Below are 25,761 nucleotides of genomic sequence, written 5' to 3'. Positions count from 1 at the left end.
CTGCACGGCGCTCCCAGCGCCGCCAGAGGCCATCACTTGCGCAGAACGTGCAGCATGCCCTTGCGCTTGGCATCGTAATAATAACCGCGTGCGTAAAGCCGGACGGCATTGTCGCGGTCGTTACCAGCCACAACCCATGCGCCGCGCAGATATTTCACCGCGTATTTGAGATTGGTTTCGGCATCGAACAGGCCGGAGGCGGGGCCATCGAAGCCCATGGAGCGGGCCGTGGCGTGCCGAATCTGCATCAGGCCGAAATTGCCGCTGCTATAGGCGCCGGGATTGTATCGGCTCTCGCGCTGCACCACGCGGTGAACCAGATCTTCCGGCACATCATACATGGTGGCGTATTTGGTAATAAGGCCGCTCAGCTTTTCGCGTCCAGCCGGCGCGGAATTGAGCGGCGCCGTCATTGATTCGTTCTGCCGGATGGCGGCAAGTGCGGCATTGGTGGGGCCGGCGGCATAGGCCAGAACCGTGCTGTCCGGCTTCGGTAGCGGAATGACTTTGCGTTCCGCCGTCAGTTCGGTGCCGATGGAGGGCGAGCCGGGCGGCGGCGGTGCGGGAGGGAAGCTGCCCTTGATGGCAACCACCTGCGGCAGATCGGCGGCGGCATTGTGGGCAGTCGGCTTGGCCGCCGTTTCGATGGCTGCTGCCGCGGGAGCGGCGCCTGTCGGCGCGAGTGCTGCAACGGCGGTGGGTGCGGATGTCGCCCCTGCGGCCTGAGCCACTTCCGTCTGGTGCGGCTGCATCTGGGCGGTGATGGCTGCGGCGGCTGCGATTTCGGACGCCGGCGGCAGGGCCACGCGTCCGCCCTTGACGGCGACGGCAGTGGGAAGTGCTGCTGGCTGGGAAGAGGTTGCGGTTTCGGCGGTCTGCACCGCTGATGCTGCCGAGGTTGCGCCCGCTGCGGCTTCGGCCGTTGCCGGCTGCGTCGATGTTTGCGCAGGAGTGGTAGCGGGATTGACCGTCGCGATCTTCGGGCCGTTAGGCCCTTCCTTCGCGGTATATTCGACGCTTGTGCATGCGCTCAATGCCAGTGCCAGACCCACGGTGGAAGACAGAAGAAGTGCACTTCTTCCGCGGAATTTGCCCGAATTTCGCATGTTGCCGCCTTCGTTATGCCTGTCTTTCGATACCCCCGCGTCGAGCGAAGCAGGCAGTGTCCCGTCGAGCCTTCATTAACCTATTGTAAGGATAGCGGCAAGCCGGGACGTGGCGGCCCGGTTTTTCAGGCTGCGATGCGCCTGTATCCGGCGCTGACAGCGCGGCCGGAAATGAAGTGAGTGCGGTATTTCGGCCGGATTTTCTTGTCGCCCGACATGCGGCGCACCAGCGCGAGCGTCGGGCCGGCAAACAGCGCCTGTGCGGTCAGAATCACAAGCGCCAGAAGCAGGATGGCGGCCTGCGCCATGGCGAGCGTTTCAATTGTGTTGCCTGACGTAGAAACGAATTGTGGCAACAGCGCCAGAAAGAAAGTGAAGTAGCGCGGGCGCAAAGCGGCAATGGCGTAACAATCGCGGAAAATGCCGCTCCAGGATTTGCCCGGCAGATTGTCATTGTCGGCATTGGCCGCCTGGGCGGCCGGCGTGGCGAAGGTCCACAACAGAAACAGCATCAGCCAGCCGATGCCGGCCCATTGCACGATTTCCACGAAGGATTGCGGCAGGTAGGCGAGACCGGCCACCGGAATGGCCGAAATCGTCATGGCCGTGACGATGCCGAGCGCGCCGCCGACAGCGGAGGCGAAGACCGTCTTTTTGCCGCGGATGGCGGCATAGGAGGCAACAGAGAATACAAGGGGAGAGGGGAGTGCGAACACAACGGCACATGCTGCACAAAAAATCAGCCAGGCCTGTCCAGACATTCTCTTCCTCCTTGCCCTCCCTGTCGCCGTCTTATTTTAGACTATCGTAAAATCAGGCCGCTGTGAACGGCTGACCGACGTGTTCCATCACTTCGGTAAACCATTTTGCAGAGAGGTCGAAATGCTTTCCGCCCTTGATACGCGGAAACTCGATCGTCCGCAATTTGCCATTCTGGTCTTCGTCATGGCCGGTGACGCCGGAGACCTTGTTGAGCGCGCTTTCGACCGCGAGATCGACCATGCCCTGGATGAGGCGCAGATCGTCCCCATTGGCGGCGGCGGAGCGGGCGAAATAGCCTGATTTCTGCACCATGGAGCGTTCAGCACCGATGAGGCTGGCGAACTGCTTCTGGAACCAGCCGCCAACATTGATGGTGTCGATCTTGACGTGACCAAAGGCGTCGCGCTTGACGGCCTCTCCGGACGCTTCGCGTTCGGCAACGATCGAATCAAGGCCGGCGCCTTCCGAGACGAACAGCGTGACATAGCCGTTTTTGTCCATGATGTCCTTCAGGCGCTCGGCTTCCGCCTCGATGTCGAAGGCCATTTCCGGCAGGTAGATGCCGTCGATGTTCTTCATCTGCGTGTTCATCATCAGGCCTTCGACATATTCATTGCCGCTGGTCTTCTGGATATAGGCGCGGGCGGTGGCGGCCGTCAGCCAGCCGCAATGGCGGCCCATGACTTCGTGGATGACGAAGGTCTTCGGCGCAGCGCTCTGTTCGTTACTGACATTGTCAAAGAAGGAGGCGCCGACTTCGGCGGCCGTCCAGGCGCCGAGCGACTGCTTGATCGGCACCACGTCATTATCCACCGTCTTCGGCAGGCCGACGACGGTGAGGTTATAGCCGTTCGCGCCGAGATAGGCGGCAAGGTCCGCAGCCGTCGTGTTGGTGTCGTCGCCGCCGATGGTGTGGAGAATGGTGATGCCGTCGGCCGCCAGCCGGTCAGCGGCGACGCGCAGCGGATTGTCGCCTTCCTTGACCAGACCGCGCTTGGCGCAATCGGCGGCATTGGTGAGCTTGACGCGGCTGTTGCCGATCGGCGAGCCGCCGTAACGGTGCAGCAGATGCGCCTTTTCGCGCATGTCTTTGTTGATTTCGATACGGTCACCCAGAAGCACGCCCTGATAACCCGAGCGGTAAGCGATGATGTCGATCTCGGGCGCAATGTCGCTGTAACGCTCGATCAGGCCGCCAACGGCCGAAGAGAGACAGGGCGCAAGGCCACCCGCGGTCAGCATTGCGACTTTCTGTTTGGCCATCATGGCTCTCCTTTTCACATATACCCAAAGACATGTCTGGCAAATGGATGCGACAGCCGCGTGTAGGTGTAAAGTGAATTTATGAAAAAAAACGCGGATTTCTCGCGGTTTTTCAGCGGCTTGAGCAAAGTGGTGGAATATAATCGTTTCAATCGGCATAGCCGGTGGCCGGCTATCCGCCGTCTGTGGAAAACCGTGGTCCCATCGTCTGCCGCACTCTTGTTCCTGAAGCAAAACTGTCGCAAAGATGAATAAAAGTTAATGCCGCCGGACCGCTGGACATATTGCATTCGCGGCAATATCCCGTCATGCTTGTCGCATGATGTTCGATTTCGCGTGTCTGCAAATTTCATCCCTGTGGGAACGGCTGCTCGGCGCAATCGGCGACGCGGCAGGCGGTGCACTCGGGCGCGTGGTGGAAGCCATCCGCACCCTTTTCGAAGGTGATCCGGAAACCCGCCGCAAGGTTTCCTTTTCCGTGGCCATCATTGCACTTTCCGCCAAGATGGCGAAGGCCGACGGGGTCGTCAACGATGCCGAGGTTCGCGCTTTCCGGCAGATTTTCGATTTCCCGGAAGAAGAAGCCAAGAACGTCGCTCGTCTTTATAACCTCGCGCGTCAGGACGTTGCCGGTTACGAAGCCTATGCGGAGCGGCTGGCGGGTCTTTGCGGTTCCGGGCACGCCAATTGCGAGATGCTGGAAAGTGTCATCGACGGCCTGTTCCACATCGCCAAGGCCGACGGGCTGATCCACGAGCGGGAACTGGCCTTCCTCGGCCGGATCGCGGAAATCTTCCGTATCACCGAAGATCATTTCGAAACGATCATGGCGCGGCACGTCCACATGGACGGGCGCGACCCTTACCGCGTACTCGGTGTTTCACCTTCGGACGATTTTCTGGATATCCGCAAGCGGTACCGAACGCTGGTTGCCGAACACCATCCCGACAAGCTCATCGCCCGCGGCGTTCCCATGGAATTGCATGCGGCCGCGAATGAGCGTATGGCGGCTCTCAACGCCGCTTATGCGGCCATTGAGAAAGAACGCCGCGTCGCATGAGTGAATGTCTGCCGGATTTTACCCCGGATTTCGGGGGCGCAGCCGTTGCGCCTTCGCCTAATCATGGCGAAAGGCTGGGTGTAGCCGGTCCTGATATCATTCTTCTGCACTATACTGGCATGACGACGGCCGATGGCGCGCTGTCATGGCTCTGCAATCCCGAAAGCCAGGTCTCCAGCCATTATTTCGTCTTCGAGGACGGGCGCGTCCTCCAGCTCGTGTCGGAAACCCGCCGTGCCTGGCATGCGGGCAAAAGTACCTGGGCGGGGGATGAAGACATCAATTCCCGCTCTATTGGTGTCGAAATTGCCAATCAGGGCCATCCAGGCGGCCTGCCGGAATTTCCGAAAAAGCAGATCGAAGCCGTCATCGAATTGTGTCGCGATTGCGGCCAGCGCTGGAATATCGCCCCTGAAAGGGTGCTGGCGCATTCGGATGTCGCCCCGATCCGCAAGGTCGATCCGGGTGAAAAATTCCCGTGGGACATCCTGTCGCAGCAGGGTGTCGGCCATTGGGTGGAGCCTGCGCCGATCCGTGGCGGGCGCTTTTTTCAGCGCGGGGACCATGGCCAGCCGGTCGAAGCGCTGCAGTCGATGCTGTCCATTTATGGTTATGGCGTTGAAATAACAGGCGCTTATTGCGAAAAAACCGAAGGCGCCGTGGCTGCTTTCCAGCGGCATTTCCGCCCTGCTCTGGTGGATGGCATCGCCGATTTCTCCACCATTGACACGCTGCACCGGCTGATCGCCAGCCTGCCGAGATTTTCGGGCGCTTAACCGCCGATTCTGGAAAAGCATTCCCGCTTTTCCAGCGTGTTCAAGTCGCTTTTTTTCTTGTGCCACAGTTAATCCGCATTGAGGAAGTTTAAGAACGTCACTGCATGCGGTGTCGTTCTTCAGGGGAACTTACCGTCAATATCAATCAAGGAGACTGGACAGCGGAAGGTCGCGATCGACTTTCCGGGCGCAGACTATTTGTGTCGTTTCATTGTTCCGGTCATCCGATCTGGAGAATTTTTCTACATATGAACAGGGTTGTTGTTGCTGTCGTGGCGGGCGTTGTTATGCTCGCTTCGCAGGCGGGGATTGCTTTTGCCAAAGACGAGGACGTCAAGACCAAAACCGTGACGCTGGAGACCTTCTTCCGCAAGCCCGGTTATCCCATCCCCGAAAAGAGCCTGCCTTCCTCGCTCAGGAACGATTATTCCGATCTGATCGTCAAATATGCCAAGCGTTACGGCGTTCCCACCAATCTGGCGCATGCCGTGGTTTCGGTCGAAAGCAAGTTCAATCCGAAGGCCCGCGGCAGCGCAGGCGAGGTCGGGCTGATGCAGATCAAGCCGGCAACGGCGCGGATGATGGGCTATCGCGGCACCACCAAGGCGCTCTACGATCCCGAGACCAATATTCGCTGGGGCATGCAATATCTGGCGACGGCGCATCAGCTGGGCGGGGGCCAGGTCTGCAGCACGATCCTGCGTTACAATGCCGGCCATGGCGCCACCCGCATGAACCCGGTCTCCAAGCGTTATTGCGGCAAGGTGCAGGCGCTGCTGGCCGGCTGAGGCCGGTTTGTATTGTCTGTAAAATTGCGAAAAGCGATTCCGGTTCGGCCCGGCATGCTGTAGTCAGAAGCAAAGCTGATACGGAGCGTGACATGCCGGATTTCAAATATATCGTCGTCGGGGCCGGGATGATGGGAGCCGCCGCGGCGCGGCATCTCTCAGCACAAACGGATGGCGTGGCGCTGATCGGACCGGGCGAACCCGCCGATCGCAAGACCCATCGAGGTGTGTTTTCAAGTCATTACGATGAGGCGCGCATCACCCGCGGGTTTGACGGCGATCCGGTCTGGGCGGAACTGGCGCAACGCTCCATCCGCCGTTATGCGGAGATCGAGGCCAAAAGCGGTATCCGCTTTTTCACTGAAGCAGGCTGCCTTTTCACCGGCAACGGTAAGGGTCTTGCGGGAGATTATGTCTCGCGCGCCCTTTCCTCGGCCGACCGTCTCGGTCTTGGTGTAGAGACACTCGGCAGCGATGTGCTCGTTGACCGGTTTCCGATGTTTTCCCTGCCGGCCGATCACAGCGGTTATTTCGAGGCGCAGAATGCCGGTCACGTCAATCCACGCGCCCTGGTGAAAGCGCAGTGCGCCGTTGCCGAGGTGCAGGGCGCGAAACTGCTGCGTGAGACGGCGGCGCATATTCGCGACACCTCCCATGGCGTGGAGGTTTCGACCCGCGAAGGGGCTGTCCATACCGCCGAAAAGGTCATTGTCGCGGCGGGCGGCTTTACCAACATGGCGGAACTTCTTCCATCGCCGGTCGATATGGCGGCAACGGGCCGTACCATCGTGTTTTTCGAGCTGGATGAGGCGAGGCAGGCCCTGTTCGGTGCGATGCCTTCCACCATCGTGCTCGCGGAAACCGAGGACGACATCGTCTATATCCTGCCGCCGGTGCGTTATCCCGATGGTAAGGTCTATCTGAAGATCGGCGGCGAAAGCGAGAAGGGCAGGCTTGAAACGCTCACCGAAGCGGTAGACTGGTTCCACTCGGACGGTACGCCGGGTGAGGTGGAATTTTTGAAAAAGCGGGCGCTATCCCTGATGCCGGAGCTTGCCGGCTGCCCCGTGACCTCCGGCTCCTGTGTCGCCTCCATCACCCGTAGCGGCTATCCCTATATCGGCTATACGCAATCCTCCAATATCGCGGTTCTGACCGGCGGCAATTTCGTCTCCGCCAAGTCTTCGGACGAGATCGGACGGCTGGGTGCTGTGCTGCTTCTGAACGGCCAGCTGACCGAGGATGAATTCGCCGCTGAAATGTCGCCGGTTTTCGTCTGACATTTACGGACGAAGCGGCTAAAAGGTTGCGACGGAAGTGAGCGGGTAAAGAGGGCGGCATGTCGGGACATTTCAAATATATTGTCGTGGGTCGCGGCATGATGGGTGCGGCCGCCGCCCGCCATCTGGCGGAAACGGCGGATGGCGTCGCGCTGATCGGTCCCGGTGAACCTGCCGACATCAAATCGCATCAGGGTGTCTTCGCCAGCCACTATGATGAAGCGCGGATTACCCGCACCATCGATGGTGACGCCGACTGGGCGCTGCTCGCCAATCGCTCGATCGCGCGTTATGCCGATATTGCCGCAAGAAGCGGCGTTGAATTTTATGCACCGGTCGGCTGCCTGATGGTGGGGCCCGAACGGGGCGGCGATAATCCTTTTGTCGACGATGTCCGCACGGCGGCGGCACGGCTTGGCGTGTCTACGGAACTGCTGTGCAGTCAAAGTCTCAAAAGCCGCTTTCCCTATTTCTCCTTCGAGCCGGGTTGCGAGGGAGTGTTCGAGAGGAACAACGCCGGATACGTCAATCCGCGTGCGCTGGTGAAGGCGCAGGCTGTTCTCGCTGAAAAGGCAGGTGTCACGCTTATCGATGATATCGTCGTCTCGACGCGGGAAGAGGATGGCCGGGCATCGGTTCAGACGGCTTCAGGCGCGGTTTATACCGCAGACCGGGTGCTGGTGGCGGCCGGCGGCTTCTCGATCACCAAAGATCTGCTGCCGCAGCCGGTGGCTCTTGATGTCTATGCACGCACCGTCGCTTTCTTCGAGATAGGCGAGGGTGACCTTGGGCAATATGCGGACATGCCGTCGCTGATCTATGAGCCGCGAGAGCCGACAAAACATATCTATCTGCTACCGCCGGTGCGCTATCCCGATGGCAAATTCTACCTGAAGATCGGCGGCGATCCCGATGACAAGAGGCTGGGCAGCGATCCGGAAATCCGGGAATGGTTCCGCTCCGGTGGACGCGAAAGCGTGCGGGATCATCTCTCTGACATCGTCGGAACGCTGGTGCCTTCCATTGATCTCTCGCGTGTCTCGATGTCCGCCTGCGTCGTCTCCAAAACGCGGAGCGGTTATCCGGCCATCGGTTTCACCGCCTCGTCGCGCATCGCGGTTCTGACCGGCGGCAACGGCACGGCGGCCAAGAGCTCCGATGAGATCGGTCGGCTTGGCGCTGTGCTGCTGCGGGACGGAGAAATCGCCGACGGGGCCTTCTCAACGGATTTCAAACCCGCATTTCTTTAGTCCTTGCCTGCGCTTTTCGGTGGCTTTCGCCCCGGAACATGGTTATGGAGCCCATGCCAGTTGGCCGGGCAGCCGCGCTTTACCAATGTCGAAAGACGGTAAGGTGAGGAAAGTCCGGGCTCCACGGAAATACGGTGCCGGATAACGTCCGGCGGGGGTGACCCCAGGGAAAGTGCCACAGAGAGCAAACCGCCATGCATCGCATGGTAAGGGTGAAAGGGTGGGGTAAGAGCCCACCGCGCTTCTGGTAACAGCGGCGGCAAGGTAAACCCCACCGGGAGCAAGACCGAATAGGGATGACACGGGATGGGCGAAAGCCCGTTCACAGCCGGTTTCCAGGCCCGTCATCCGGGTGGGTTGCGCGAGGCGGCATGCAAATGCCGTCCCAGATGAATGGCTGCCACGTTCCGGGTCAAACCGGGGCCATACAGAACCCGGCTTACAGGCCAACTGGCGAATTTTCCTTTCCGGCACTGAAGTGCAGGTCTCGTGTGGGATTTAGTTATCCCGTTGTTTCATAAAAGAGAAATTGTTGTTTTGCGGCGAATTTTCACGCAGCGAAAGCGCATCGTCGCGCGTCAAGTAAACCATTCGTTAAACTTAACGGCTTATGAATTTCCGATGCGAAGTCGGTATCGTGCCGGCTTCTCCCATTGACGCCCATAGTGTCCCATGATATCCCAAATGCACACCACATTGGGTCGTGTTTTTGACCCGCAATCGCTGAAACGAGTGAGGAGCCTACGAGGGGCTGCTGCAGGGCATGTCGCCCTGGCGCTTGGCGATGTGTCGTGCGTACCGGTGTCGGCTGCGGAGCGGATGGATCGCTTTGCGGCATGCGGTTTTGGCGAGTTGAGTAATGGACCGCTTTTTATCGAACGTGACGAACAGGATCGACGCCAAGGGGCGCGTCTCGGTTCCGTCTCCGTTTCGTTCGGTGCTGGCGAAGCGCGGCATTCAGGAGCTTTATTGTCTCCAGGATTTTGCGTTTCCGGCAATCAGTGTCGGCGGTCCGGATTTGCTGGAGCGCTACGAGCGGCAGATTGCGTCCATGGATGCTTTCTCGCGGCAAGCGAACGCAATGTCGCTGCTGGTTCACGGCGGCGGCGTTTTCATGAAGCTCGACCAGGAAGGTCGATTGATGGTGACGGATTTTGTGCGGGAATTCACCGGCATATCCACCGAGGTCACCTTCGTTGGGCGGGCGGATCATTTTCAGCTTTGGCAACCGGATGCGTTTTTGGCGGCGCAGGCGGAAGCAAGAGCGGGGCGCGGTTTTTCGGCTGCTCGCCCCGCCTAGGACGGGGACACGGGATGGCGGCGAATTCTGGCGGACGATCTTCTGATGCCGATGGCGGACCTCAGCGTCACATCCCTGTCCTGCTTCGCGAAGTCATTGCCGCGCTGGAGCCAGCGCCCGGCAAGATCATTCTCGATGGTACTTTCGGCGCCGGCGGTTATAGCCAGGCCATTCTCGATCAGGGCGCCAATGTCATCGCACTCGACCGCGATCCGACTGCGATCGCCGGCGGCCAGGCCATGGTTGCCGCCAATGGCGGCCGGCTCTCGCTTATTCAGTCTCAGTTTTCCGAGCTCGCGAAGCATGCGCCTGAAGGCGGGCTTGATGGCGTCGTTCTCGATATCGGCGTGTCTTCCATGCAGATCGATGAGGCCGAGCGCGGTTTTTCCTTCCAGAAAAACGGCCCCCTCGATATGCGCATGTCCGCTTCCGGCGTCTCGGCGGCCGATGTCGTCAATCGCGCCAAGGTCAGCGATCTGATCCGCATCTTCGGTTTTCTCGGTGAAGAGAAGCAGCCAGGCCGCATTGCCCGCGCCATTGAAAAGAAGAGGGCGGAAGAGCCGTTCCGAACCACCCGTGATCTGGCGGGCCTTATCGAGATCGTCACGCCGCGCAAGGCGAAGGACAAGATCCATCCCGCAACGCGCGTGTTTCAGGCGCTGCGCGTTTTCGTCAATGATGAGCTGGGCGAGCTGGCGCAGGCTTTGTTTGCCGCCGAGCAGGTTTTGAAGCCCGGCGGAAGGCTGGTCGTCGTCACGTTCCATTCGCTGGAAGACCGTATCGTCAAGAAATTCTTCTCCGACCGTTCGGGCAAGGCCGCCGGTTCCCGGCATCTGCCGATGGTGGGGGATAAGCCGGCCATTTTCGAGAACATCGGCAAGCCAATGATCGCCGCCAGCGACGAGGAGGCGGAACTTAATCCGCGGGCTCGCTCGGCCAAGCTTCGCGCTGGCCTGCGCACCACAGCCCCGGCGCGCGCTGCAGATTTCTCGATTTTCGAGCTTCCCGATCTCGCCAGCCTTGAAAAGATGGGAGGCTGATATGCTGCGCACTTTCGATGTCATCTTGATGGGGGTCATGGTCGCTGCGGCTGTCGTGACCTATTCGATCAAGCACAAGGCCGATCTGAAGCTTGAGGAAGTCCGCAAGCTGGAGGCCGAGATCAAGCTTGAAAAGGATACGATCGATCTTTTGAGGGCCGACTGGGCGCTCTTGACGCAGCCGAACCGTCTGCACCGGCTGGTGAATGCCTATCAAACGGAACTCGGTCTTTCACCGACGCTGCCGACGCAGCTGGCGCAGCCGCGCGAGTTGCCCATGCTGCGCTCGCAATTGCCGCAGCCGCCTGAGCCTGAAGGCATGAGCGTCGAGGATGTCATCGCCGCTGCCGTTAATGGCTCCAAGCCGGGGGCTACCCTCGGTGGCGCTTCGAAGCCCAAATCGCCGCCTGCGGGCCAGATCGCTGTCAACGGCGTTCCGGTGCCCACGCCACGTGCGCGCGTTTCACGTCCGGCACCGGCGCCTGTACCGGTCGCCTCCGCCGCCGCTGGTGATGAAACCGGCGATATGGATGAAACCATAACAGGATCGGTGAACCGCTGATGTCTTTTCTCTCCCGCGTCATGGTTTTGAAGAGCAAGGCTCACTTTTCCGCCAGCACCACCGGTGTCTATACCGACCATGCGGCGTTTGAGGGCGCCCGCAAGAGGCGGGCCGCCCAGGCGAAAAGCCGCGTTGGCCTTCTGATTTTCGGTTTTGTCGCCTTTTATGCCGTCGTGGGCGGCCGTCTCGTGCAATATGGCATGGCGGAACAGGAAACAGTGTCGAGCATCGCGCCCGCAGATCGGCTGATGGCGTCGCGCCCCGATCTTCTTGATCGCAACGGCGAGGTTCTGGCCACCGATATCCGCACCGTCTCGCTGTTTGCCGAACCACATCGCATCGTCGATATCGACGAGGCCATTGAGAAGCTGCGTACTGTCCTGCCGGATCTCGACCAGCGCGGCACCTATCAGAAGCTTTCTTCCAATTCGCGCTTTCAGTGGCTGCGCCGTCAGCTGACGCCGAAGCAGCAGAGCCAGATTCTTGCGCTCGGTATTCCCGGCGTCGGCTTCCGTCCGGAAAAGCGCCGCTTTTATCCCGGCGGGCCGACCGCTGCGCATGTCGTCGGCCACGTCAACATCGACAACCGTGGCGTTGCCGGCATGGAACGGTACGTCGACAGCCAGGGCCTTGCCGATCTGACGGCGCTCGGCATGACCAGCGACCAGCCGCTGGAACCGGTGAAGCTATCCATCGATCTGCGCGTGCAGTCCATTGTCCGTGAAGTCGTGACCTCGGCCATCACCAAGTTCCAGGCGATTGGCGCCGGCGCGGTGGTTCTGGATGTGCATACCGGCGAAGTGCTCGCCATGGCCTCCGTGCCGGATTACGACCCGAACAACCCGGCCGAAGGTGCCAAGGAAGGCTGGCTCAACCGCATGTCGAACGGCACGTTCGAAATGGGTTCCACCTTCAAGTCCTTCACGATTGCCATGGGTCTCGATTCGGGCCGCGTCCGTCTCGGCGATACTTTCGATGCGCGTTATCCGATCCGCATCGGCGGTTTCACCATCAAGGACTTCCACGGCAAGGGCCGAATGCTTTCGGTGCCGGAAATCTTCCAGTTTTCGTCCAACATCGGTACGGCCAAGATCGCCGACACCGTGGGAACGGAAGGCCACAAGGAATTCCTGACGCGGCTTGGCCTTTTGACCCGCATGCAGACCGAATTGCCTGAAGTGGCGCTGCCGTCGCAGCCTCGCGAATGGAAGAAGATCAACTCCATCACCATTTCCTTCGGCCACGGCGTTTCCACGACGCCGCTGCAGACGGCAGTCGCCGGTGCAGCACTTGTCAATGGCGGCAAACTGATCGAACCGACTTTCCTGCCGCGTACCCGCGAACAGGCCGATCAGGTGGCGAAGCAGGTTCTGAAGCCCGGCGCCAGCAAGGACATGCGTTTCCTCTTCGAGTGGAACGGCGTCAACGGTTCGGGCCGCAATGCGCGCGTCGACGGTTTCAACGTCGGGGGCAAGACCGGTACGGCCGACAAGGTCGTCAACGGACGTTACGTGCACGACAAGAACTTCAACGCCTTCCTCTCGGCCTTTCCGATGGATGACCCGCAATATGTCGTGCTGTCTTTCATCGATGAGCCGAAGACGGACAAGGGCAACGGCGCAGCGCTTGCCGGCACGTCTGCGGCGCCGATGGTGCGCGATATCATCACCCGCACGGCGGCGGTGCTGGGCGTGAAGCCGAAGTTCGGCAAGGATGGCTCGGCCTTGCTCGTGTCTTATTGATTGTTAGCTTATGATATTCCGGCGATTCGCGCCGGGGGGACAAGACGGACACAGTCGATGAATTTGCGAGATATATCCGGAAATGCGTTTCCGGAATTGAAAGAATTGCTCCTGTCTGAGATCGGGGCGATCGAAATCGGGGGGATCACCGCAGACAGCCGCAAGGCTGCGCCCGGCAGCCTGTTCGTGGCGGTTGCGGGCACCAGGGCGGATGGCGCGGCCTATGTGAAGGACGCGGTTGCCAAGGGTGCGGTTGCCGTCGTTTCCGGACATGCGCTGGATGCCGACGTGCCGGTGCTTTCCGTCACGGATCCACGCCTTTATCTCTCCCTTGCCGCTTCCCGTTTTTACGGAAAACAGCCGGAAACCATGGTCGCCGTCACCGGCACTGCGGGAAAGACGTCCGTCGCCTCCTTCGTGCGGCAGATCTGGGCTTTCGCCGGCCATGCCGCCGCACAGATCGGCACCACGGGTGTCATCGCTCCCGGCCGCGAGGATTATGGCGCGCTCACCACGCCCGATCCCGTGACGCTGCATGCGCTTCTGGCCGAACTTGCGGCCGAAGGCGTGACCCACGCGGCGATGGAGGCATCCAGCCATGGTCTCGACCAGCGCCGTCTCGATGGAGTGAAGCTGGCAGCCGCCGGTTTCACCAATCTTGGCCGCGACCACATGGATTATCATCCGACCGTCGAGGACTATATGGCCGCGAAGATGCGGCTCTTCGATACGCTGATGGAGAAGGGCTCTCCCGCAGTGATCTTTGCTGACGATCCGTGGTCGGACCAGGCAATAAGGGCGGCGCGCGAAGCGGGTCTCGATGTGCGCACCGTCGGCCGCAAGGGTGATTATCTGACACTGAAGCGCGTCGAGCACTTCCGTCACAAGCAGATGATCGAAGTGCATCATGACGGCGTGATCCATGAAGTCGACATCCCGCTGGCGGGTGATTTTCAGGTTGCGAATGCTCTCGTCGCTGCAGGTCTCGCCATGTCCACCGGCGTTGCCGCGACAACAGCGCTCAAGGCGCTTGAGAAGCTGATCGGTGCTGCCGGACGTCTGGAGCTTGTCGGCCAGACGGGGAACGGTGCGCTCGCCTATGTGGATTACGCCCACAAGCCGGATGCGCTGGAGAACGTGCTGACCTCGGTCCGGCCTTTCACCTCTGGCCGCATCGTCACCGTCTTCGGCTGCGGCGGCGACCGTGACAAGGGCAAACGCCCGATCATGGGCGAGGTTGCGACGCGGCTTTCCGACATCGTCATCGTCACCGACGACAATCCGCGCTCGGAAGACGCCGCGACGATCCGTTCGGAAGTCATGGCGGCGGCACCCGGCGCATTGGAAATCGGCGACAGGGCGGAGGCGATCCGGCATGCGGTGTCGATGCTGTCGCATGGCGATACGCTGATCGTCGCGGGCAAGGGGCATGAGGAGGGGCAGATCGTCGGTTCCGTGACGCTGCCGTTTTCCGATCATGAACAGGTGCGCGCTGCACTGGCAGGGCTGGAAGGATCGAAAATTTGAGCTGGTTATGGACAGTCGCCGACATGATCGCCATTACGGCAGGACGCCCCGTGGGCAACCTGTCGACCGGAATCACCGGCATTTCCATCGATAGCCGGACTGTCAAAGCCGGCGAGGCCTTTTTCGCCATCAAGGGCGACCGGGTTGACGGCCATGACTATGCGAGTTTTGCCGTCGCCAACGGGGCCAGTCTGCTCGTCGTGGCCGAAGGCAAACTGCCGGCTCTTGGCCGTCTGACGGTGCCGATGATCGTCGTGGAAGATGTTCTTACCGCACTCGGTAAACTCGCCATTGCGGCGCGTGAAAGAACGTCAGCGCGCATCATCGCGGTGACCGGCTCGGTCGGCAAGACGACGACCAAGGAAATGCTGCGGCAGGCCTTGGCCCCATCGGGCCGGGTGCATGCGGCGGTTGCCTCCTTCAACAACCATTGGGGCGTGCCGCTGACGCTGGCGCGCATGCCCGCCGATACGGAATTCGGCGTGTTCGAAATCGGCATGAACCATTCCGGCGAAATCCGGCCGCTGGTGAAGATGGTCCGCCCGCATGTGGCGATCATCACCACGATTGCGCCTGCCCATCTCGGCAATTTCAAGAATATCGAAGAGATCGCCGCAGCCAAGGCCGAGATTTTCGAAGGTTTGGAGGAGGGTGGTTCCGTCATCCTCAACCGCGATAATGCCCAGTTCGAGCAGCTTGAAGAGGCGGCGCAGGAACAGGGCATCGAACATATCCTCACCTTCGGGCAGCACGCCAAGGCGGATTTCCGCCTCGCGGATTTCGAGAGCACGGCGACGGGCTCGACGATCTGGGCGATACTGAACGGCGAAACCAGCGAGTTGCACATCAATATTCCCGGCCGGCACATCGCCGATAACGCCATGGCGGTCCTTGGCGCGGTTGCCGTAACGGGCGCCAATCTCGACCGCGCCTTTGAGGCGCTGGGATCGCTCGAGGCGGTGAAGGGGCGTGGCCAGCGCCACCATCTCTCCATCAATGGCGGCTCCTTCCTGCTGATTGATGAAAGCTACAATGCCAATCCGGCCTCCATGCGCGCCGCGATTGCCGTGCTGGCGGAAACGGAAACGCAGGGTCACGGCCGGCGCGTCGCCGTTCTCGGCGATATGCTGGAGATGGGTGAGTTTTCCGCGCAGCTGCATGAGGAACTGGCCGGGCCGTTGCTCGCGGCCGGTATCGAACATGTGTGGCTTGCGGGCGAGGCAATGGCGGCGCTGCGCGATGCGCTGCCTGATAGCGTGACCGTCATCTGGTTCCCGACGACGGCGGAACTCACCGATTTCGCCCTGCAATGGGTGCAACCGGGAGACGCGCTGATGGTAAAATCGTCACTTGGCCTCGGTTTCGGCAAGATTGTCGCCGCGCTGCTTGACAAGTATCCGGCATTCCCCGAGACGGAACGCCAAGTCTGAAATAGCCTTTTGAAAGGGCAATTATGCTGATCTGGCTCGTCGAACTGTCGGATAAAATTCAAGTCTTCAACCTCTTCCGGTACATCACCTTCCGGGCGGGGGCGGCGATGTTCACCTCTGCGTTGATCGTCTTCCTGTTTGGGCCGGCCATCATCAACTCGCTGCGCGTGCGTCAGGGCAAGGGCCAGCCGATCCGTGCCGATGGGCCGCAGACGCATTTCAAGAAGGCCGGCACGCCGACCATGGGCGGGCTGATGATCCTTGCCGGTATCCTCGGCGGTTCGCTGCTCTGGGGCGACCTCTCGAATGTCTATGTCGTTGCCGTTTTGATGGTGACGCTCGGTTTCGGGGCAATCGGCTTTTACGACGATTATCTCAAGGTCACGAAACAGAGCGACAAGGGCTTTTCCGGCAAGGCCCGTCTCGGCATCGAATTCCTGATTGCGGCGATTGCCGTGTTCTTCATGATGAAGATGGCGCTAGCTTCCGCACCGCATGGCGGCACGCTCGGCAGCTCCATCGCCTTTCCCTTCTTCAAGGAACTCGTGATCAATCTCGGTTATTTCTTCGTGCTCTTCGGTGCTTTCGTCATCGTCGGCGCGGGTAACGCGGTGAACCTGACGGATGGTCTCGATGGGCTTGCCATCGTGCCCGTCATGATCGCTGCCGCTACCTTCGGCGTGATCGCCTATCTCGCCGGCAACGCGGTTTTTGCCAATTACCTGCAGATCAATTTCGTGCCCGGCACGGGTGAGCTTGCCGTTATCGTCGGCGCGGTCATCGGCGCGGGCCTCGGCTTCCTGTGGTTCAACGCGCCGCCTGCCGCCATCTTCATGGGCGATACGGGTTCGCTGGCGCTCGGCGGCCTGATCGGCTCGATCGCTGTCGCCACCAAGCACGAGATCGTCATGGTCATCGTCGGTGGTCTCTTCGTGATGGAAACGCTGTCGGTCATCATCCAGGTCTTCTGGTTCAAGCGCACCGGCAGGCGCGTTTTCCTGATGGCGCCGATCCATCACCACTTCGAGAAAAAAGGCTGGACGGAAAGCCAGGTGGTGATCCGTTTCTGGATCATCTCCGTGGGCCTTGCGCTGCTCGGCCTCGCCACCCTGAAGCTGAGGTGAGCGATGATCCCGGTCACGTCGTTTAGGGGTAAGAAAGTCGCTCTCTTCGGGCTCGGCGGTTCGGGCCTCGTTACCGCCCGGGCGCTGGTTGCCGGCGGAGCCGATGTCGTTGCTTTCGACGACAATCCCGACAGCGTCGCGAAGGCTGAGGCCGAAGGCATCACCACGGCGGACCTGCACACGATTGACTGGGCCTCGTTTTCTTCCTTTGTGCTGGCGCCCGGCGTGCCGTTGACGCATCCGAAGCCGCACTGGTCGGTCGACCTTGCGAAGGCAGCGGGCGTCGAAATCATCGGTGATATCGAGCTTTTCATCCGTGAGCGCCGCGCCCATGCGCCGGATTGCCCTTTCATCGCCATCACCGGCACCAACGGCAAGTCGACGACGACGGCGCTGATCGCGCATATTCTCAAGGCTTCGGGCCGCGATACGCAGCTCGGCGGCAATATCGGCACGGCGGTGCTGAGCCTCGATCCGCCGAAGGCGCAGCGCTTTTACGTGGTCGAGTGCTCGTCCTACCAGATCGATCTGGCGCCGACGATCAATCCGACTGCCGGTATCCTGCTCAATCTGACGCCTGACCATCTCGACCGACATGGCACGATGCAGCATTATGCCGACGTCAAGGAACGGCTGGTGGCGGGCAGCGGCACGGCAATCGTTGGTGTTGATGACAGCCATTCGACGCTGATTGCCGACTGTATCGAACGCGCCGGTGTCAAGGTGGAACGCATTTCCAAGCGCAATGTCGTTTCCGAAGGTCTTTATGCCGAAGGCAGCCGCATCCTGCGGGCCCACGGCGGTAAGTCCTCGCTGCTGGTCGATCTCGACGGTATCCAGACGCTTCGCGGCAGCCATAATGCGCAGAATGCGGCGGCGGCAATTGCGGCCTGCCTCGCGGTCGGTGTTTCCGAGGATGAAGTTCGCGCTGGCCTGAAGTCTTTCCCCGGCCTCAAGCACCGCATGCAGCCGGTTGGCCGACGTGGCAATGTCACCTTCGTCAACGACAGCAAGGCGACCAATGCCGATGCTGCGGCACCGGCACTTTCGAGTTTCGACCGCATTTACTGGATCGCCGGCGGTCTGCCGAAAGCGGGCGGCATTACCAGTCTTTCGCCGCTGTTTCCGCGCATCGCCAAGGCCTATCTGATCGGCGAGGCGGCTGCGGAATTTGCGGCGACGCTCGGCGAAGCGGTGCCTTATGAAATATCCGGCACGCTGGACAAGGCGGTGCAGCATGCGGCGGCGGATGCGGAAAAAGATGCGACGGCCGGCAATATCGTGATGTTGTCCCCGGCTTGCGCAAGCTTCGATCAATATAAGAACTTTGAAATCAGAGGTGATTCGTTCGTCGCGCAGGTCGCGGCGCTCGATGGCATGACGATGCTGGTTGACTCTGGAAAAGGGGGCTGAAGGCCATGGTAAGCCGAGTTGATCGAGGTCCGGTCGCGGAATGGTTCTGGACCATCGACCGTTTCTTTCTGGCGGCGTTCATAGCGCTGATGGGCATTGGCCTGATGTTGTCCTTTGCGGCATCGCCTGCGGTTGCCGAGCGCATCGGCCTCAACAGCTTCTTCTTCGTGGAACGTCAGGCGATGTTCATGGTGCCGTCGCTGGCGATCATGGTCGGCCTGTCCTTCCTGTCGCCGCGCCAGGTGCGCCGCGTGGCGGTCATCATGCTGATCGCCTCGCTGCTGATGATGATCTTCGCGCTGTTCTTCGGCATTGAGGTCAAGGGTGCGCGGCGCTGGATTTCCATCGGCACCTTCTCGATCCAGCCGTCGGAATTCATGAAGCCGGCTTTCGTCATCGTCTGCGCATGGCTTTTTGCCGAGCGGGCGCGCCATCCGGAAATTCCGGGCAATCTCTTTGCCATCATCACTTTCGGTATCGTGGCCGCACTCCTGATCGCGCAGCCGGACTTCGGCCAGACCATTCTGACCTCCGTGGTCTGGGGCGGCATGTTCTTCATGGCCGGTGTACCATGGTTCTGGATCATCATGCTCGGCGGCCTTGGCGTCGGCGGCATTGTGACCGCCTATCTCATGTTGCCGCACGTCGCCGGTCGTATCGACCGGTTCTGGACGGGTGAGGGCGATACGTTCCAGGTCGATACCGCACGCGAAGCGATCATTCGTGGTGACTGGTTCGGTCGCGGACCGGGTGAAGGCATCGTCAAGCGCATCATTCCCGACAGCCATACCGACTTCATCTTCTCGGTGGCGGCGGAAGAATTCGGTATCGTTTTCTGCATGTTCCTCGTTGCGATCTTCGCCTTCATCGTGCTGCGCGGCCTGTCGCACGCCTTCAAGGAGAAGGACGATTTCTGCCGTTTTGCCGTCGCCGGTCTCGTGCTGCAGATCGGCATGCAGTCGATGATCAATATCGGCGTTAATCTCGAGCTGATGCCCGCCAAGGGCATGACGCTACCGCTGATTTCTTATGGTGGTTCGTCGATGATGGCGATCTGCGTGACCGCCGGCTTCCTTCTGGCGCTGACACGCCACAGACCCGAAAAGCGGGCGCAGGAGCGGAGTTTCTTCCGCGTCGGTTCCGGCGTTCCCGCGGAGTAAACGATCATGAGCAAGGGTATTGTTCTTCTTGCCGCCGGGGGAACCGGCGGCCATGTTTTTCCGGCGGAGGCGCTCGCGCATACGCTGAAGGCGCGCGGTTATCAGGTGCATCTCGTCACCGACAGCCGCGCCGAGCGTTATGCCGGCAAGTTCCCGGCGGATGAAATCCATGTGGTGCCGTCTGCCACCATCGGTTCGAAAAACCCGATTTCCGTGGCGCGTTCGCTCTGGAAGCTCTGGGTTGGCCTGCGTGCGGCGCGCCGGCTGGTGGCGAAACTTAAGCCGGTCGCGGTTGTCGGTTTCGGTGGTTATCCCACCGTGCCGCCGCTTCTGGCTTCCACCGGCCTTGGCGTGCCTTCCATCATTCACGAGCAGAATGCTGTGATGGGTCGCGCTAACAAGGCGCTGGCAGGCCGTGTGAAGGCGATCGCCGGCGGCTTCCTGCCGCCCGCCAATGGCCAATATTCCGACAAGACGGTGGCGACCGGCAATCCGGTGCGCCCGGCGGTGCTGGCGGCTTCTGAAATTCCCTATACCCCGTCGCAGACGGGTGAAACTTTTCAGCTTGTCGTGTTCGGCGGCAGCCAGGGCGCGCAGTTCTTTTCGAGCGCGGTGCCTGCGGCTATCTGCCTGCTGAAAGACGAGCAGCGCAAGCGCATCGTCGTCACCCAGCAGGCGCGTCCTGAAGACAAGGACAGTGTCATCGCCTCCTACCAGAAGCTTGGCGTAAAGGCTGACGTTTCGCCCTTCTTCGGCGACATGGCGTCGCGCATCGGCGAGGCCGATCTGGTGATCAGCCGCTCGGGCGCTTCGACGGTATCGGAGCTGTCGGTGATCGGCCGCCCGTCGATCCTCGTGCCTTATCCGCATGCGCTGGATCACGATCAGGCCGCCAATGCGGCAGCACTTTCGGCGGCGGGCGGGGCTAGCGTCATCAAGCAGGCGGAATTGTCGCCGCAGAAGCTCTCCGGCCTCCTGTCCTCGGCGCTTTCGGAACCGGATCGTCTTTCGGCAACGGCAGCGGCGGCCAAGGCAACGGGTAAACCGCATGCGGCGGATGTGCTGGCCGATCTGGTGGAGGCCATTGCCTCCGGCCAGTCCGTACAGGAATTCAAGAAGAAGAATGAAGGAGTTGAGGCATGAAGATGCCGAAAGCCATAGGCCTTGTCCATTTCATCGGCATAGGCGGGATCGGCATGAGCGGCATTGCCGAAGTGCTTCACAATCTCGGCCACCGCGTTCAGGGGTCGGATCAGGCCGACAGCGCCAATGTGCAGCGCTTGCGCGACAAGGGCATCGAAGTATTCGTCGGCCATACGGCGGACAATCTCGGTGATGCCGAGGTCGTGGTCGTTTCCACCGCCATCAAGAAGAACAATCCGGAGCTCATCGCCGCGCGGGAAAAACACCTGCCGATCGTTCGCCGTGCCGAAATGCTGGCAGAGCTGATGCGTTTCCGTAACGCCATCGCCATTGGCGGCACCCACGGCAAGACGACGACGACCTCGATGGTCGCGACCCTGCTGGAAGCCGGCAATCTCGACCCGACCGTCATCAATGGCGGCATCATCAATGCCTATGGCACCAATGCCCGTATGGGCGAGGGCGAGTGGATGGTGGTGGAGGCCGACGAATCCGACGGCACCTTCCTGAAGCTGCCGGCCGACGTGGCCGTCATTACCAATATCGATCCGGAGCATCTGGACCATTACGGCAATTTTGATGCTGTGCGCGCGGCGTTCCGCCAGTTCGTCGAGAACGTGCCGTTCTACGGCTTCGGCGTCATGTGCCTTGACCACCCGGAAGTGCAGGCGCTGGTCGGCCGCATCGAGGATCGCAAGGTCATCACATACGGTGAAAACCCGCAGGCCGACGTGCGTTTTTCGAATGTGCGCATCGATGGCACACGCTCGGTTTTCGACGTGGAAATTCGCCGTCGTCGTACCGGCAAGATATTCTCCTTCAAGGACCTCGTCCTGCCGATGCCCGGCCGACACAATGTTTCGAACGCGACGGCCGCGATTGCCGTCGCCAATCGTCTCGGTATTTCGGAAGCTGACATCAAGAAGGGTCTCGCCTCCTTCGCAGGCGTCAAGCGGCGTTTCACGCTGACGGGCGAAGCCAATGGCGTACAGGTCTTCGACGACTACGGCCATCACCCGGTCGAGATCAAGGCTGTGCTGGCGGCGGCGCGGGAGGCCTGCAAGGGCCGTATCATCGCGGTGCATCAGCCGCACCGCTACAGCCGCCTTTCCAGCCTGTTTGACGATTTCGCGCATTGTTTCAACGATGCGGATACGATTCTTCTTGCCCCGGTTTATGCTGCGGGCGAAGATCCGATCGAAGGCGCAAGTTCGGAAGCGCTGGTTTCGGCCATCAAGGCCGCCGGCCATCGTGACGCCCGTTTTCTTGAGAAACGGGAAGATCTCGCCTCAGTGGTTGCAGGCATTGCGAATCCGGGTGATTTCGTGGTTCTCTTGGGGGCTGGAAATATCACGCAATGGGCAGCAGCGCTGCCTTCGGAATTGAAGAGCATATCAGGAAAGTCTGAATGAGACAGGTCGATGGGGTTAAATTGCTGGGGAGGCTCGGCGACGGGGTAAACGAACTGAGGGGACGTCTGACACCGGATGCGCCCATGGACCGCGTGACGTGGTTCAGAGCCGGCGGTCTGGCGGAAGTCATGTTCCAGCCGCACGATACCGATGATCTGATTGCCTTCCTGAAAATTCTGCCGGAAGACGTGCCGCTGACGGTGGTCGGCGTCGGCTCCAACCTTCTGGTGCGCGATGGCGGCATCCCGGGCGTTGTCGTCCGTCTGTCGGCCAAGGGTTTCGGCCAGGTGGAGCTTGCCGGCGAAAACCGCATCAAGGCCGGTGCGATCTGCCCGGACAAGCATATTGCGGCCATGGCCATGGATAACGGCATTGGCGGCTTCCATTTCTATTACGGCATTCCCGGCTCCATCGGCGGTGCGCTGCGTATGAATGCGGGCGCAAACGGCGGTGAGACGCGCGAGCGCGTGGTGGAAGTCTATGCGGTTGACCGTCAGGGTAAGCAACATGTGCTTTCCAATGCCGATATGGGCTACAGCTACCGCCATTCCGGCGCCGACAAGGGCCTGATCTTCACCGGCGCATTGTTCGAGGGTTATCCGGAAGACAAGGCGAAAATCCGCGCCGATATGGACGCCGTGCGTCACCATCGCGAAACAGTTCAGCCGATCCGTGAGCAGACCGGTGGTTCGACCTTCAAGAATCCCGAAGGTCATTCCGCATGGGAACTCATCGATGAGGCGGGCGGCCGCGGTCTGGTCATCGGCGGCGCGCAGATGTCATCACTGCATTGCAATTTCATGATCAATACCGGCCATGCGACCGGCTACGATCTGGAATATCTGGGTGAGACCATCCGCAAGCGCGTGTTCGAGAAGTCGGGCATCCGGCTGGAGTGGGAAATCAAGCGGCTAGGGCTTTTCATGCCGGGCCGTGAGGTGGAGCCTTTTCTGGGAAGCTGAGTTTTTGGCTTCCGATTTTCTTACAGGGGCTTCTCCGTCATATGACCGTTGGCGTTGGCCGTAACGGTCGGTCAATAGTTGTATCTTATAGTTTTTTGACATAAGCGACGAGCGGCATGTTATCTCAGATAGCATGCCGCTCGTCGATCAAAGGGTGTTTGACAAGAATTTTCAGTGATTTGATTTAGGTACTATTGGAGACGGTCTTGGATCTCTGGAGAAAACTGATCGAAATGATGAGTTTTTCGATTGCGACGCCAGAGGGCCGCAGGCGGCTTGAACCTTTGGAATTTTCGTTTCGGGTTGCCTGTGTCACAACGATCATGGCTCTGCTGATATGTTCCGGCGGTCTGGTTCTCCTGGCGCAGTTCGGGCTGGTGACGGACCTTGTCAACGGTCTTATACTCGGCGTTACCTTGTGTTCCGTCATCGCATTCACGATGACGTGGCTGGTCTGCTGGCTCAATGCCAGGGAAGTGAAGATTCTTGCGCAATCGCACGAGCGTTTTTTGCATCTGAGCCATACCGATGCATTGACTGGGCTCAGCAATCGGCTCGGGCTTTATGCCGGATGCATGAATCTCGGTCAGCATTATTGCGTCGCGTTCCTCGATATCGATCATTTCAAGTCGGTGAACGACAGGTTCAGTCATCTGGCCGGTGACGCGGTGATTTCCAGCGTCGCACAGCGGATACGTGCTTCCTTTGACGCCTCTGCCAAAGTCGCCAGAATAGGCGGCGAGGAATTCGTCGTCGTGCGCGAGACAGGGTCGTCATCGTTTCTGGATGTTTGCGAAAGGCTGCGGGCGAGCATCGAGGCGGTGCCGGTCGACTATCAGGATATGCGGATCGGTGTCACCATATCGATCGGAGTGGCTTTCCGGAAGGACGCCGAAGTCTTTGAAAAAGTCCTGCATAATGCCGATCTTGCGCTTTATCAGGCAAAGGGCGCGGGGCGTAATCGTATCTGCGTGGCGGGCCAGCGGGATATCCGTCAGTCCGTCGCCTAGAGCGTTTCCAGTAAAAGATGCTGAATAGCAAAAGGCCCGTGAAACGCCAGGTTTCTCGGGCCTTCCCATATTCGGAACCCTTGGGTGGCTCAGACTTCATCCTTGCGGGAAAGCAGAATGCAGGCCAGCGTGATGATGGCGGATACGCAGAGGTAGTAGCCGACATAACCCATGCCGTAATTCACCTGCAGCCATGTGGCGATGTAAGGCGCCAGCGATGCGCCGAAGATGCCGGCCATGTTGAAGGTGATCGACGAGCCCGTGTAGCGCACCCGGGTCGGGAAGGGGGCGGCGAGCGCCGTTCCGATCAGGCCGTAGGTCATGCCCATCAGCATCATGGCCAGGGCCGCGAAGACGAAGATGGAGCCTTCGTTACCGGTCATCAGGCCGGGCAGCAGGAAGGAGAACAGGCCGATCAGCACCGTCGTAATGATCAGAATTTCACGACGGCCGAATTTTTCGGCGAGCTTGCCGGCGATCGGGATGAAGATGCCGAAAACGATGGAGCCGAGAATCTGCACTTCCAGCGCGTCAAGGAACGGGATTTTCAGGACCTTGACGTTATAGGACAGCAGATAGGCGGTACCGATGTAGAAGAGCACAAAGGTGGCCAGCGCCACGAAGGTGCCGAGCACGAGGCTGCGCTTGTGGTTGCGGAACAGTTCCGCGACCGGAACGGCCACACGTTCTTCCTTTTCGATCGCTTTCTGGAAGTCGGGTGTCTCGGTGATCGACAGGCGAACCCACATGCCGACCGCGATCAGAATGATCGAAGCGACGAAGGGAATGCGCCAGCCCCAGCTGAGCAGCGCTTCCTGCGACATGAAGTGCAGCAGGATCCAGAACACGCCGGAGGAGAGGAACAGGCCGACAGGGGCGCCGAGCTGCGGGAACATGCCGTACCAGCTGCGCTTGCCGGGAGGCGCGTTTTCCGTGGCGAGCAGGACGGCGCCGCCCCATTCGCCGCCAAGGCCAAAGCCCTGGCCAAAGCGGCACAGCGCCAGCAACAGCGGTGCAAGGACGCCGGCGGTCTCATAGGAGGGCAAGAGGCCGATCACGACGGTCGATACACCCATGGTCAGCAGCGCGGCGACAAGTGTCGTCTTGCGGCCGACGCGGTCACCATAGTGACCGAAGACCACAGCACCCAGCGGACGGGCAAAAAAGGCGATGGAGAAGGTGGCGAAGGACGCCAGAAGCGCCGTCATCGGGTCATTGTTCGGAAAGAACAAGGCGGGGAACACGAGCACTGCGGCCGTGGCGTAAACGTAAAAATCGAAAAACTCGATGGTCGTGCCGACCAGGCTGGCAGTGAGAACTCGTGCAGGCGAATTTGTCTTTACAACGTTCGAATTGTCAGCGGTCGGCGATACCGGAGATATCGCGTCGGTCATGGTATTGGTTCCATTTTGGATGATTGCAATGTCATGCCTTGGGAGGCGATGTCTGCGTTAACGCAATTTTTGTTCCTATGGAATGCTAAAAAAGAAATAATGCAAATAATGTGATTGATGAATGCGACAGGCTCGGCTGCGTGCTGCCGGATGCGCTTCGGCGATTGAGAGACTGATTCAGGCTGCGGTTTTAAAACGCTGAAACGCCAGATAATTTTCCCTGGGGAATAATCCCGTCCGTTAACGTTTCGATCTTG

Annotated in this window: 22 protein-coding genes and 1 other RNA gene; 19 read left to right on the top strand and 4 right to left on the bottom strand. The window is 60.2% G+C overall.

From position 1 onward, the window contains the following. Nucleotides 1-32: 32 nt before the first annotated feature. The 3 genes from DA915_RS10555 to DA915_RS10545 all read right to left on the bottom strand — a co-directional run bounded on the left by DA915_RS10555 (nt 33) and on the right by DA915_RS10545 (nt 3,131). Entirely contained in the window at nt 33-1,106 is a 1,074-nt protein-coding gene (locus tag DA915_RS10555; protein ID WP_107675786.1) for a lytic transglycosylase domain-containing protein, read from the bottom strand. 125 nt (nt 1,107-1,231) lie between these two features. Next, nucleotides 1,232-1,867, bottom strand: a complete 636-nt coding sequence (locus DA915_RS10550; RefSeq protein ID WP_004430707.1) for a LysE family translocator — start codon at nt 1,865-1,867, stop codon at nt 1,232-1,234. A gap of 52 nt (nt 1,868-1,919) precedes the next feature. Further along, nucleotides 1,920-3,131: a pyrophosphate--fructose-6-phosphate 1-phosphotransferase gene (locus DA915_RS10545; protein ID WP_107675918.1), complete on the bottom strand. Its 1,212-nt coding sequence runs from the start codon at nt 3,129-3,131 to the stop codon at nt 1,920-1,922. Between the two features lie 319 nt (nt 3,132-3,450). Here DA915_RS10545 and DA915_RS10540 point away from each other — a divergent pair, with 319 nt between their 5' ends. The 19 genes from DA915_RS10540 to DA915_RS10450 all read left to right on the top strand — a co-directional run bounded on the left by DA915_RS10540 (nt 3,451) and on the right by DA915_RS10450 (nt 24,110). Beyond that, entirely contained in the window at nt 3,451-4,191 is a 741-nt protein-coding gene (locus DA915_RS10540; protein WP_004430712.1) for a DnaJ family molecular chaperone, read from the top strand. Next, nucleotides 4,188-4,967: an N-acetylmuramoyl-L-alanine amidase gene (locus DA915_RS10535; RefSeq protein WP_107675785.1), complete on the top strand. Its 780-nt coding sequence runs from the start codon at nt 4,188-4,190 to the stop codon at nt 4,965-4,967. The genes DA915_RS10540 and DA915_RS10535 overlap by 4 nt, the downstream gene beginning before the upstream one ends. 248 nt (nt 4,968-5,215) lie before the next feature. Next, on the top strand, nt 5,216-5,755 hold the full coding sequence (locus DA915_RS10530) for a lytic transglycosylase domain-containing protein (protein WP_003522187.1): 540 nt from the start codon (nt 5,216-5,218) through the stop codon (nt 5,753-5,755). A gap of 92 nt (nt 5,756-5,847) precedes the next feature. Then, the gene (locus DA915_RS10525) at nt 5,848-7,035 is read left to right on the top strand and encodes an FAD-dependent oxidoreductase (protein ID WP_107675784.1); all 1,188 of its coding nucleotides are present in this window, start codon (nt 5,848-5,850) and stop codon (nt 7,033-7,035) included. A gap of 59 nt (nt 7,036-7,094) precedes the next feature. Continuing rightward, entirely contained in the window at nt 7,095-8,285 is a 1,191-nt protein-coding gene (locus DA915_RS10520; RefSeq protein ID WP_107675783.1) for an FAD-dependent oxidoreductase, read from the top strand. Between the two features lie 56 nt (nt 8,286-8,341). Then, an RNA gene (rnpB, locus tag DA915_RS10515) (RNase P RNA component class A) lies at nt 8,342-8,743 on the top strand. Nucleotides 8,744-9,144: 401 nt separating this feature from the next. Beyond that, nucleotides 9,145-9,585, top strand: a complete 441-nt coding sequence (gene mraZ / locus DA915_RS10510) for a division/cell wall cluster transcriptional repressor MraZ (RefSeq protein WP_107675782.1) — start codon at nt 9,145-9,147, stop codon at nt 9,583-9,585. Nucleotides 9,586-9,599: 14 nt separating this feature from the next. Continuing rightward, a complete protein-coding gene (gene rsmH, locus DA915_RS10505; RefSeq protein ID WP_107675781.1) occupies nt 9,600-10,625 on the top strand; it encodes a 16S rRNA (cytosine(1402)-N(4))-methyltransferase RsmH in 1,026 nt (341 codons plus the stop codon). Nucleotide 10,626: 1 nt separating this feature from the next. After that, nucleotides 10,627-11,187 carry a hypothetical protein gene (locus DA915_RS10500; RefSeq protein ID WP_004430738.1) on the top strand — a complete coding sequence of 187 codons (561 nt, stop codon included), beginning with the start codon at nt 10,627-10,629 and terminating at the stop codon, nt 11,185-11,187. After that, the gene (locus tag DA915_RS10495) at nt 11,187-12,929 is read left to right on the top strand and encodes a penicillin-binding protein 2 (protein WP_107675780.1); all 1,743 of its coding nucleotides are present in this window, start codon (nt 11,187-11,189) and stop codon (nt 12,927-12,929) included. The genes DA915_RS10500 and DA915_RS10495 overlap by 1 nt, the downstream gene beginning before the upstream one ends. 57 nt (nt 12,930-12,986) lie before the next feature. Further along, the gene (locus DA915_RS10490; protein ID WP_107675779.1) at nt 12,987-14,456 is read left to right on the top strand and encodes a UDP-N-acetylmuramoyl-L-alanyl-D-glutamate--2,6-diaminopimelate ligase; all 1,470 of its coding nucleotides are present in this window, start codon (nt 12,987-12,989) and stop codon (nt 14,454-14,456) included. Next, on the top strand, nt 14,453-15,886 hold the full coding sequence (locus tag DA915_RS10485; RefSeq protein ID WP_004430744.1) for a UDP-N-acetylmuramoylalanyl-D-glutamyl-2,6-diaminopimelate--D-alanyl-D-alanine ligase: 1,434 nt from the start codon (nt 14,453-14,455) through the stop codon (nt 15,884-15,886). Before DA915_RS10490 ends, DA915_RS10485 begins: the two co-directional genes overlap by 4 nt. 23 nt (nt 15,887-15,909) lie before the next feature. Beyond that, nucleotides 15,910-17,010: a phospho-N-acetylmuramoyl-pentapeptide-transferase gene (gene mraY / locus DA915_RS10480; RefSeq protein WP_004430746.1), complete on the top strand. Its 1,101-nt coding sequence runs from the start codon at nt 15,910-15,912 to the stop codon at nt 17,008-17,010. A gap of 3 nt (nt 17,011-17,013) precedes the next feature. Then, nucleotides 17,014-18,423, top strand: coding sequence for a UDP-N-acetylmuramoyl-L-alanine--D-glutamate ligase (murD, locus tag DA915_RS10475; protein WP_107675778.1), 1,410 nt, complete (start codon nt 17,014-17,016; stop codon nt 18,421-18,423). 5 nt (nt 18,424-18,428) lie between these two features. Continuing rightward, complete coding sequence (gene ftsW / locus DA915_RS10470) at nt 18,429-19,583, top strand: putative lipid II flippase FtsW (protein ID WP_004430748.1); 1,155 nt, start codon at nt 18,429-18,431, stop codon at nt 19,581-19,583. 6 nt (nt 19,584-19,589) lie between these two features. Next, nucleotides 19,590-20,726, top strand: coding sequence for an undecaprenyldiphospho-muramoylpentapeptide beta-N-acetylglucosaminyltransferase (gene murG, locus DA915_RS10465; protein WP_107675777.1), 1,137 nt, complete (start codon nt 19,590-19,592; stop codon nt 20,724-20,726). Further along, nucleotides 20,723-22,138 (top strand): UDP-N-acetylmuramate--L-alanine ligase, encoded by a 1,416-nt coding sequence (gene murC, locus DA915_RS10460; RefSeq protein ID WP_020810683.1) that lies wholly within the window; start codon nt 20,723-20,725, stop codon nt 22,136-22,138. The genes murG and murC overlap by 4 nt, the downstream gene beginning before the upstream one ends. Further along, entirely contained in the window at nt 22,135-23,100 is a 966-nt protein-coding gene (gene murB / locus DA915_RS10455) for a UDP-N-acetylmuramate dehydrogenase (protein WP_004430753.1), read from the top strand. Before murC ends, murB begins: the two co-directional genes overlap by 4 nt. A 206-nt stretch (nt 23,101-23,306) precedes the next feature. Continuing rightward, nucleotides 23,307-24,110, top strand: a complete 804-nt coding sequence (locus tag DA915_RS10450) for a GGDEF domain-containing protein (RefSeq protein WP_031233978.1) — start codon at nt 23,307-23,309, stop codon at nt 24,108-24,110. Between the two features lie 89 nt (nt 24,111-24,199). Here the strand turns inward: DA915_RS10450 and DA915_RS10445 are convergent, their stop codons facing one another. Then, complete coding sequence (locus DA915_RS10445) at nt 24,200-25,504, bottom strand: MFS transporter (protein ID WP_107675776.1); 1,305 nt, start codon at nt 25,502-25,504, stop codon at nt 24,200-24,202. Between the last annotated feature and the right edge of the window lie 257 nt (nt 25,505-25,761).

This window comes from Agrobacterium sp. LAD9 (assembly GCF_003031125.1).
Lineage (GTDB): Bacteria > Pseudomonadota > Alphaproteobacteria > Rhizobiales > Rhizobiaceae > Agrobacterium > Agrobacterium radiobacter.
Note: the sequence above shows the minus strand (reverse complement) of the source record. Positions and strands in the feature narration are given on the sequence as shown.

What these genes read in the sequence shown, in the direction of transcription:
- DA915_RS10555 (WP_107675786.1), bottom strand. Translation starts at nt 1,106, where the DNA reads ATGCGAAATTCGGGCAAATTCCGCGGAAGAAGTGCACTTCTTCTGTCT.
- DA915_RS10550 (WP_004430707.1), bottom strand. Translation starts at nt 1,867, where the DNA reads ATGTCTGGACAGGCCTGGCTGATTTTTTGTGCAGCATGTGCCGTTGTG.
- DA915_RS10545 (WP_107675918.1), bottom strand. Translation starts at nt 3,131, where the DNA reads ATGGCCAAACAGAAAGTCGCAATGCTGACCGCGGGTGGCCTTGCGCCC.
- DA915_RS10540 (WP_004430712.1), top strand. Translation starts at nt 3,451, where the DNA reads ATGATGTTCGATTTCGCGTGTCTGCAAATTTCATCCCTGTGGGAACGG.
- DA915_RS10535 (WP_107675785.1), top strand. Translation starts at nt 4,188, where the DNA reads ATGAGTGAATGTCTGCCGGATTTTACCCCGGATTTCGGGGGCGCAGCC.
- DA915_RS10530 (WP_003522187.1), top strand. Translation starts at nt 5,216, where the DNA reads ATGAACAGGGTTGTTGTTGCTGTCGTGGCGGGCGTTGTTATGCTCGCT.
- DA915_RS10525 (WP_107675784.1), top strand. Translation starts at nt 5,848, where the DNA reads ATGCCGGATTTCAAATATATCGTCGTCGGGGCCGGGATGATGGGAGCC.
- DA915_RS10520 (WP_107675783.1), top strand. Translation starts at nt 7,095, where the DNA reads ATGTCGGGACATTTCAAATATATTGTCGTGGGTCGCGGCATGATGGGT.
- mraZ (WP_107675782.1), top strand. Translation starts at nt 9,145, where the DNA reads ATGGACCGCTTTTTATCGAACGTGACGAACAGGATCGACGCCAAGGGG.
- rsmH (WP_107675781.1), top strand. Translation starts at nt 9,600, where the DNA reads ATGGCGGCGAATTCTGGCGGACGATCTTCTGATGCCGATGGCGGACCT.
- DA915_RS10500 (WP_004430738.1), top strand. Translation starts at nt 10,627, where the DNA reads ATGCTGCGCACTTTCGATGTCATCTTGATGGGGGTCATGGTCGCTGCG.
- DA915_RS10495 (WP_107675780.1), top strand. Translation starts at nt 11,187, where the DNA reads ATGTCTTTTCTCTCCCGCGTCATGGTTTTGAAGAGCAAGGCTCACTTT.
- DA915_RS10490 (WP_107675779.1), top strand. Translation starts at nt 12,987, where the DNA reads ATGAATTTGCGAGATATATCCGGAAATGCGTTTCCGGAATTGAAAGAA.
- mraY (WP_004430746.1), top strand. Translation starts at nt 15,910, where the DNA reads ATGCTGATCTGGCTCGTCGAACTGTCGGATAAAATTCAAGTCTTCAAC.
- murD (WP_107675778.1), top strand. Translation starts at nt 17,014, where the DNA reads ATGATCCCGGTCACGTCGTTTAGGGGTAAGAAAGTCGCTCTCTTCGGG.
- ftsW (WP_004430748.1), top strand. Translation starts at nt 18,429, where the DNA reads ATGGTAAGCCGAGTTGATCGAGGTCCGGTCGCGGAATGGTTCTGGACC.
- murG (WP_107675777.1), top strand. Translation starts at nt 19,590, where the DNA reads ATGAGCAAGGGTATTGTTCTTCTTGCCGCCGGGGGAACCGGCGGCCAT.
- murC (WP_020810683.1), top strand. Translation starts at nt 20,723, where the DNA reads ATGAAGATGCCGAAAGCCATAGGCCTTGTCCATTTCATCGGCATAGGC.
- murB (WP_004430753.1), top strand. Translation starts at nt 22,135, where the DNA reads ATGAGACAGGTCGATGGGGTTAAATTGCTGGGGAGGCTCGGCGACGGG.
- DA915_RS10445 (WP_107675776.1), bottom strand. Translation starts at nt 25,504, where the DNA reads ATGACCGACGCGATATCTCCGGTATCGCCGACCGCTGACAATTCGAAC.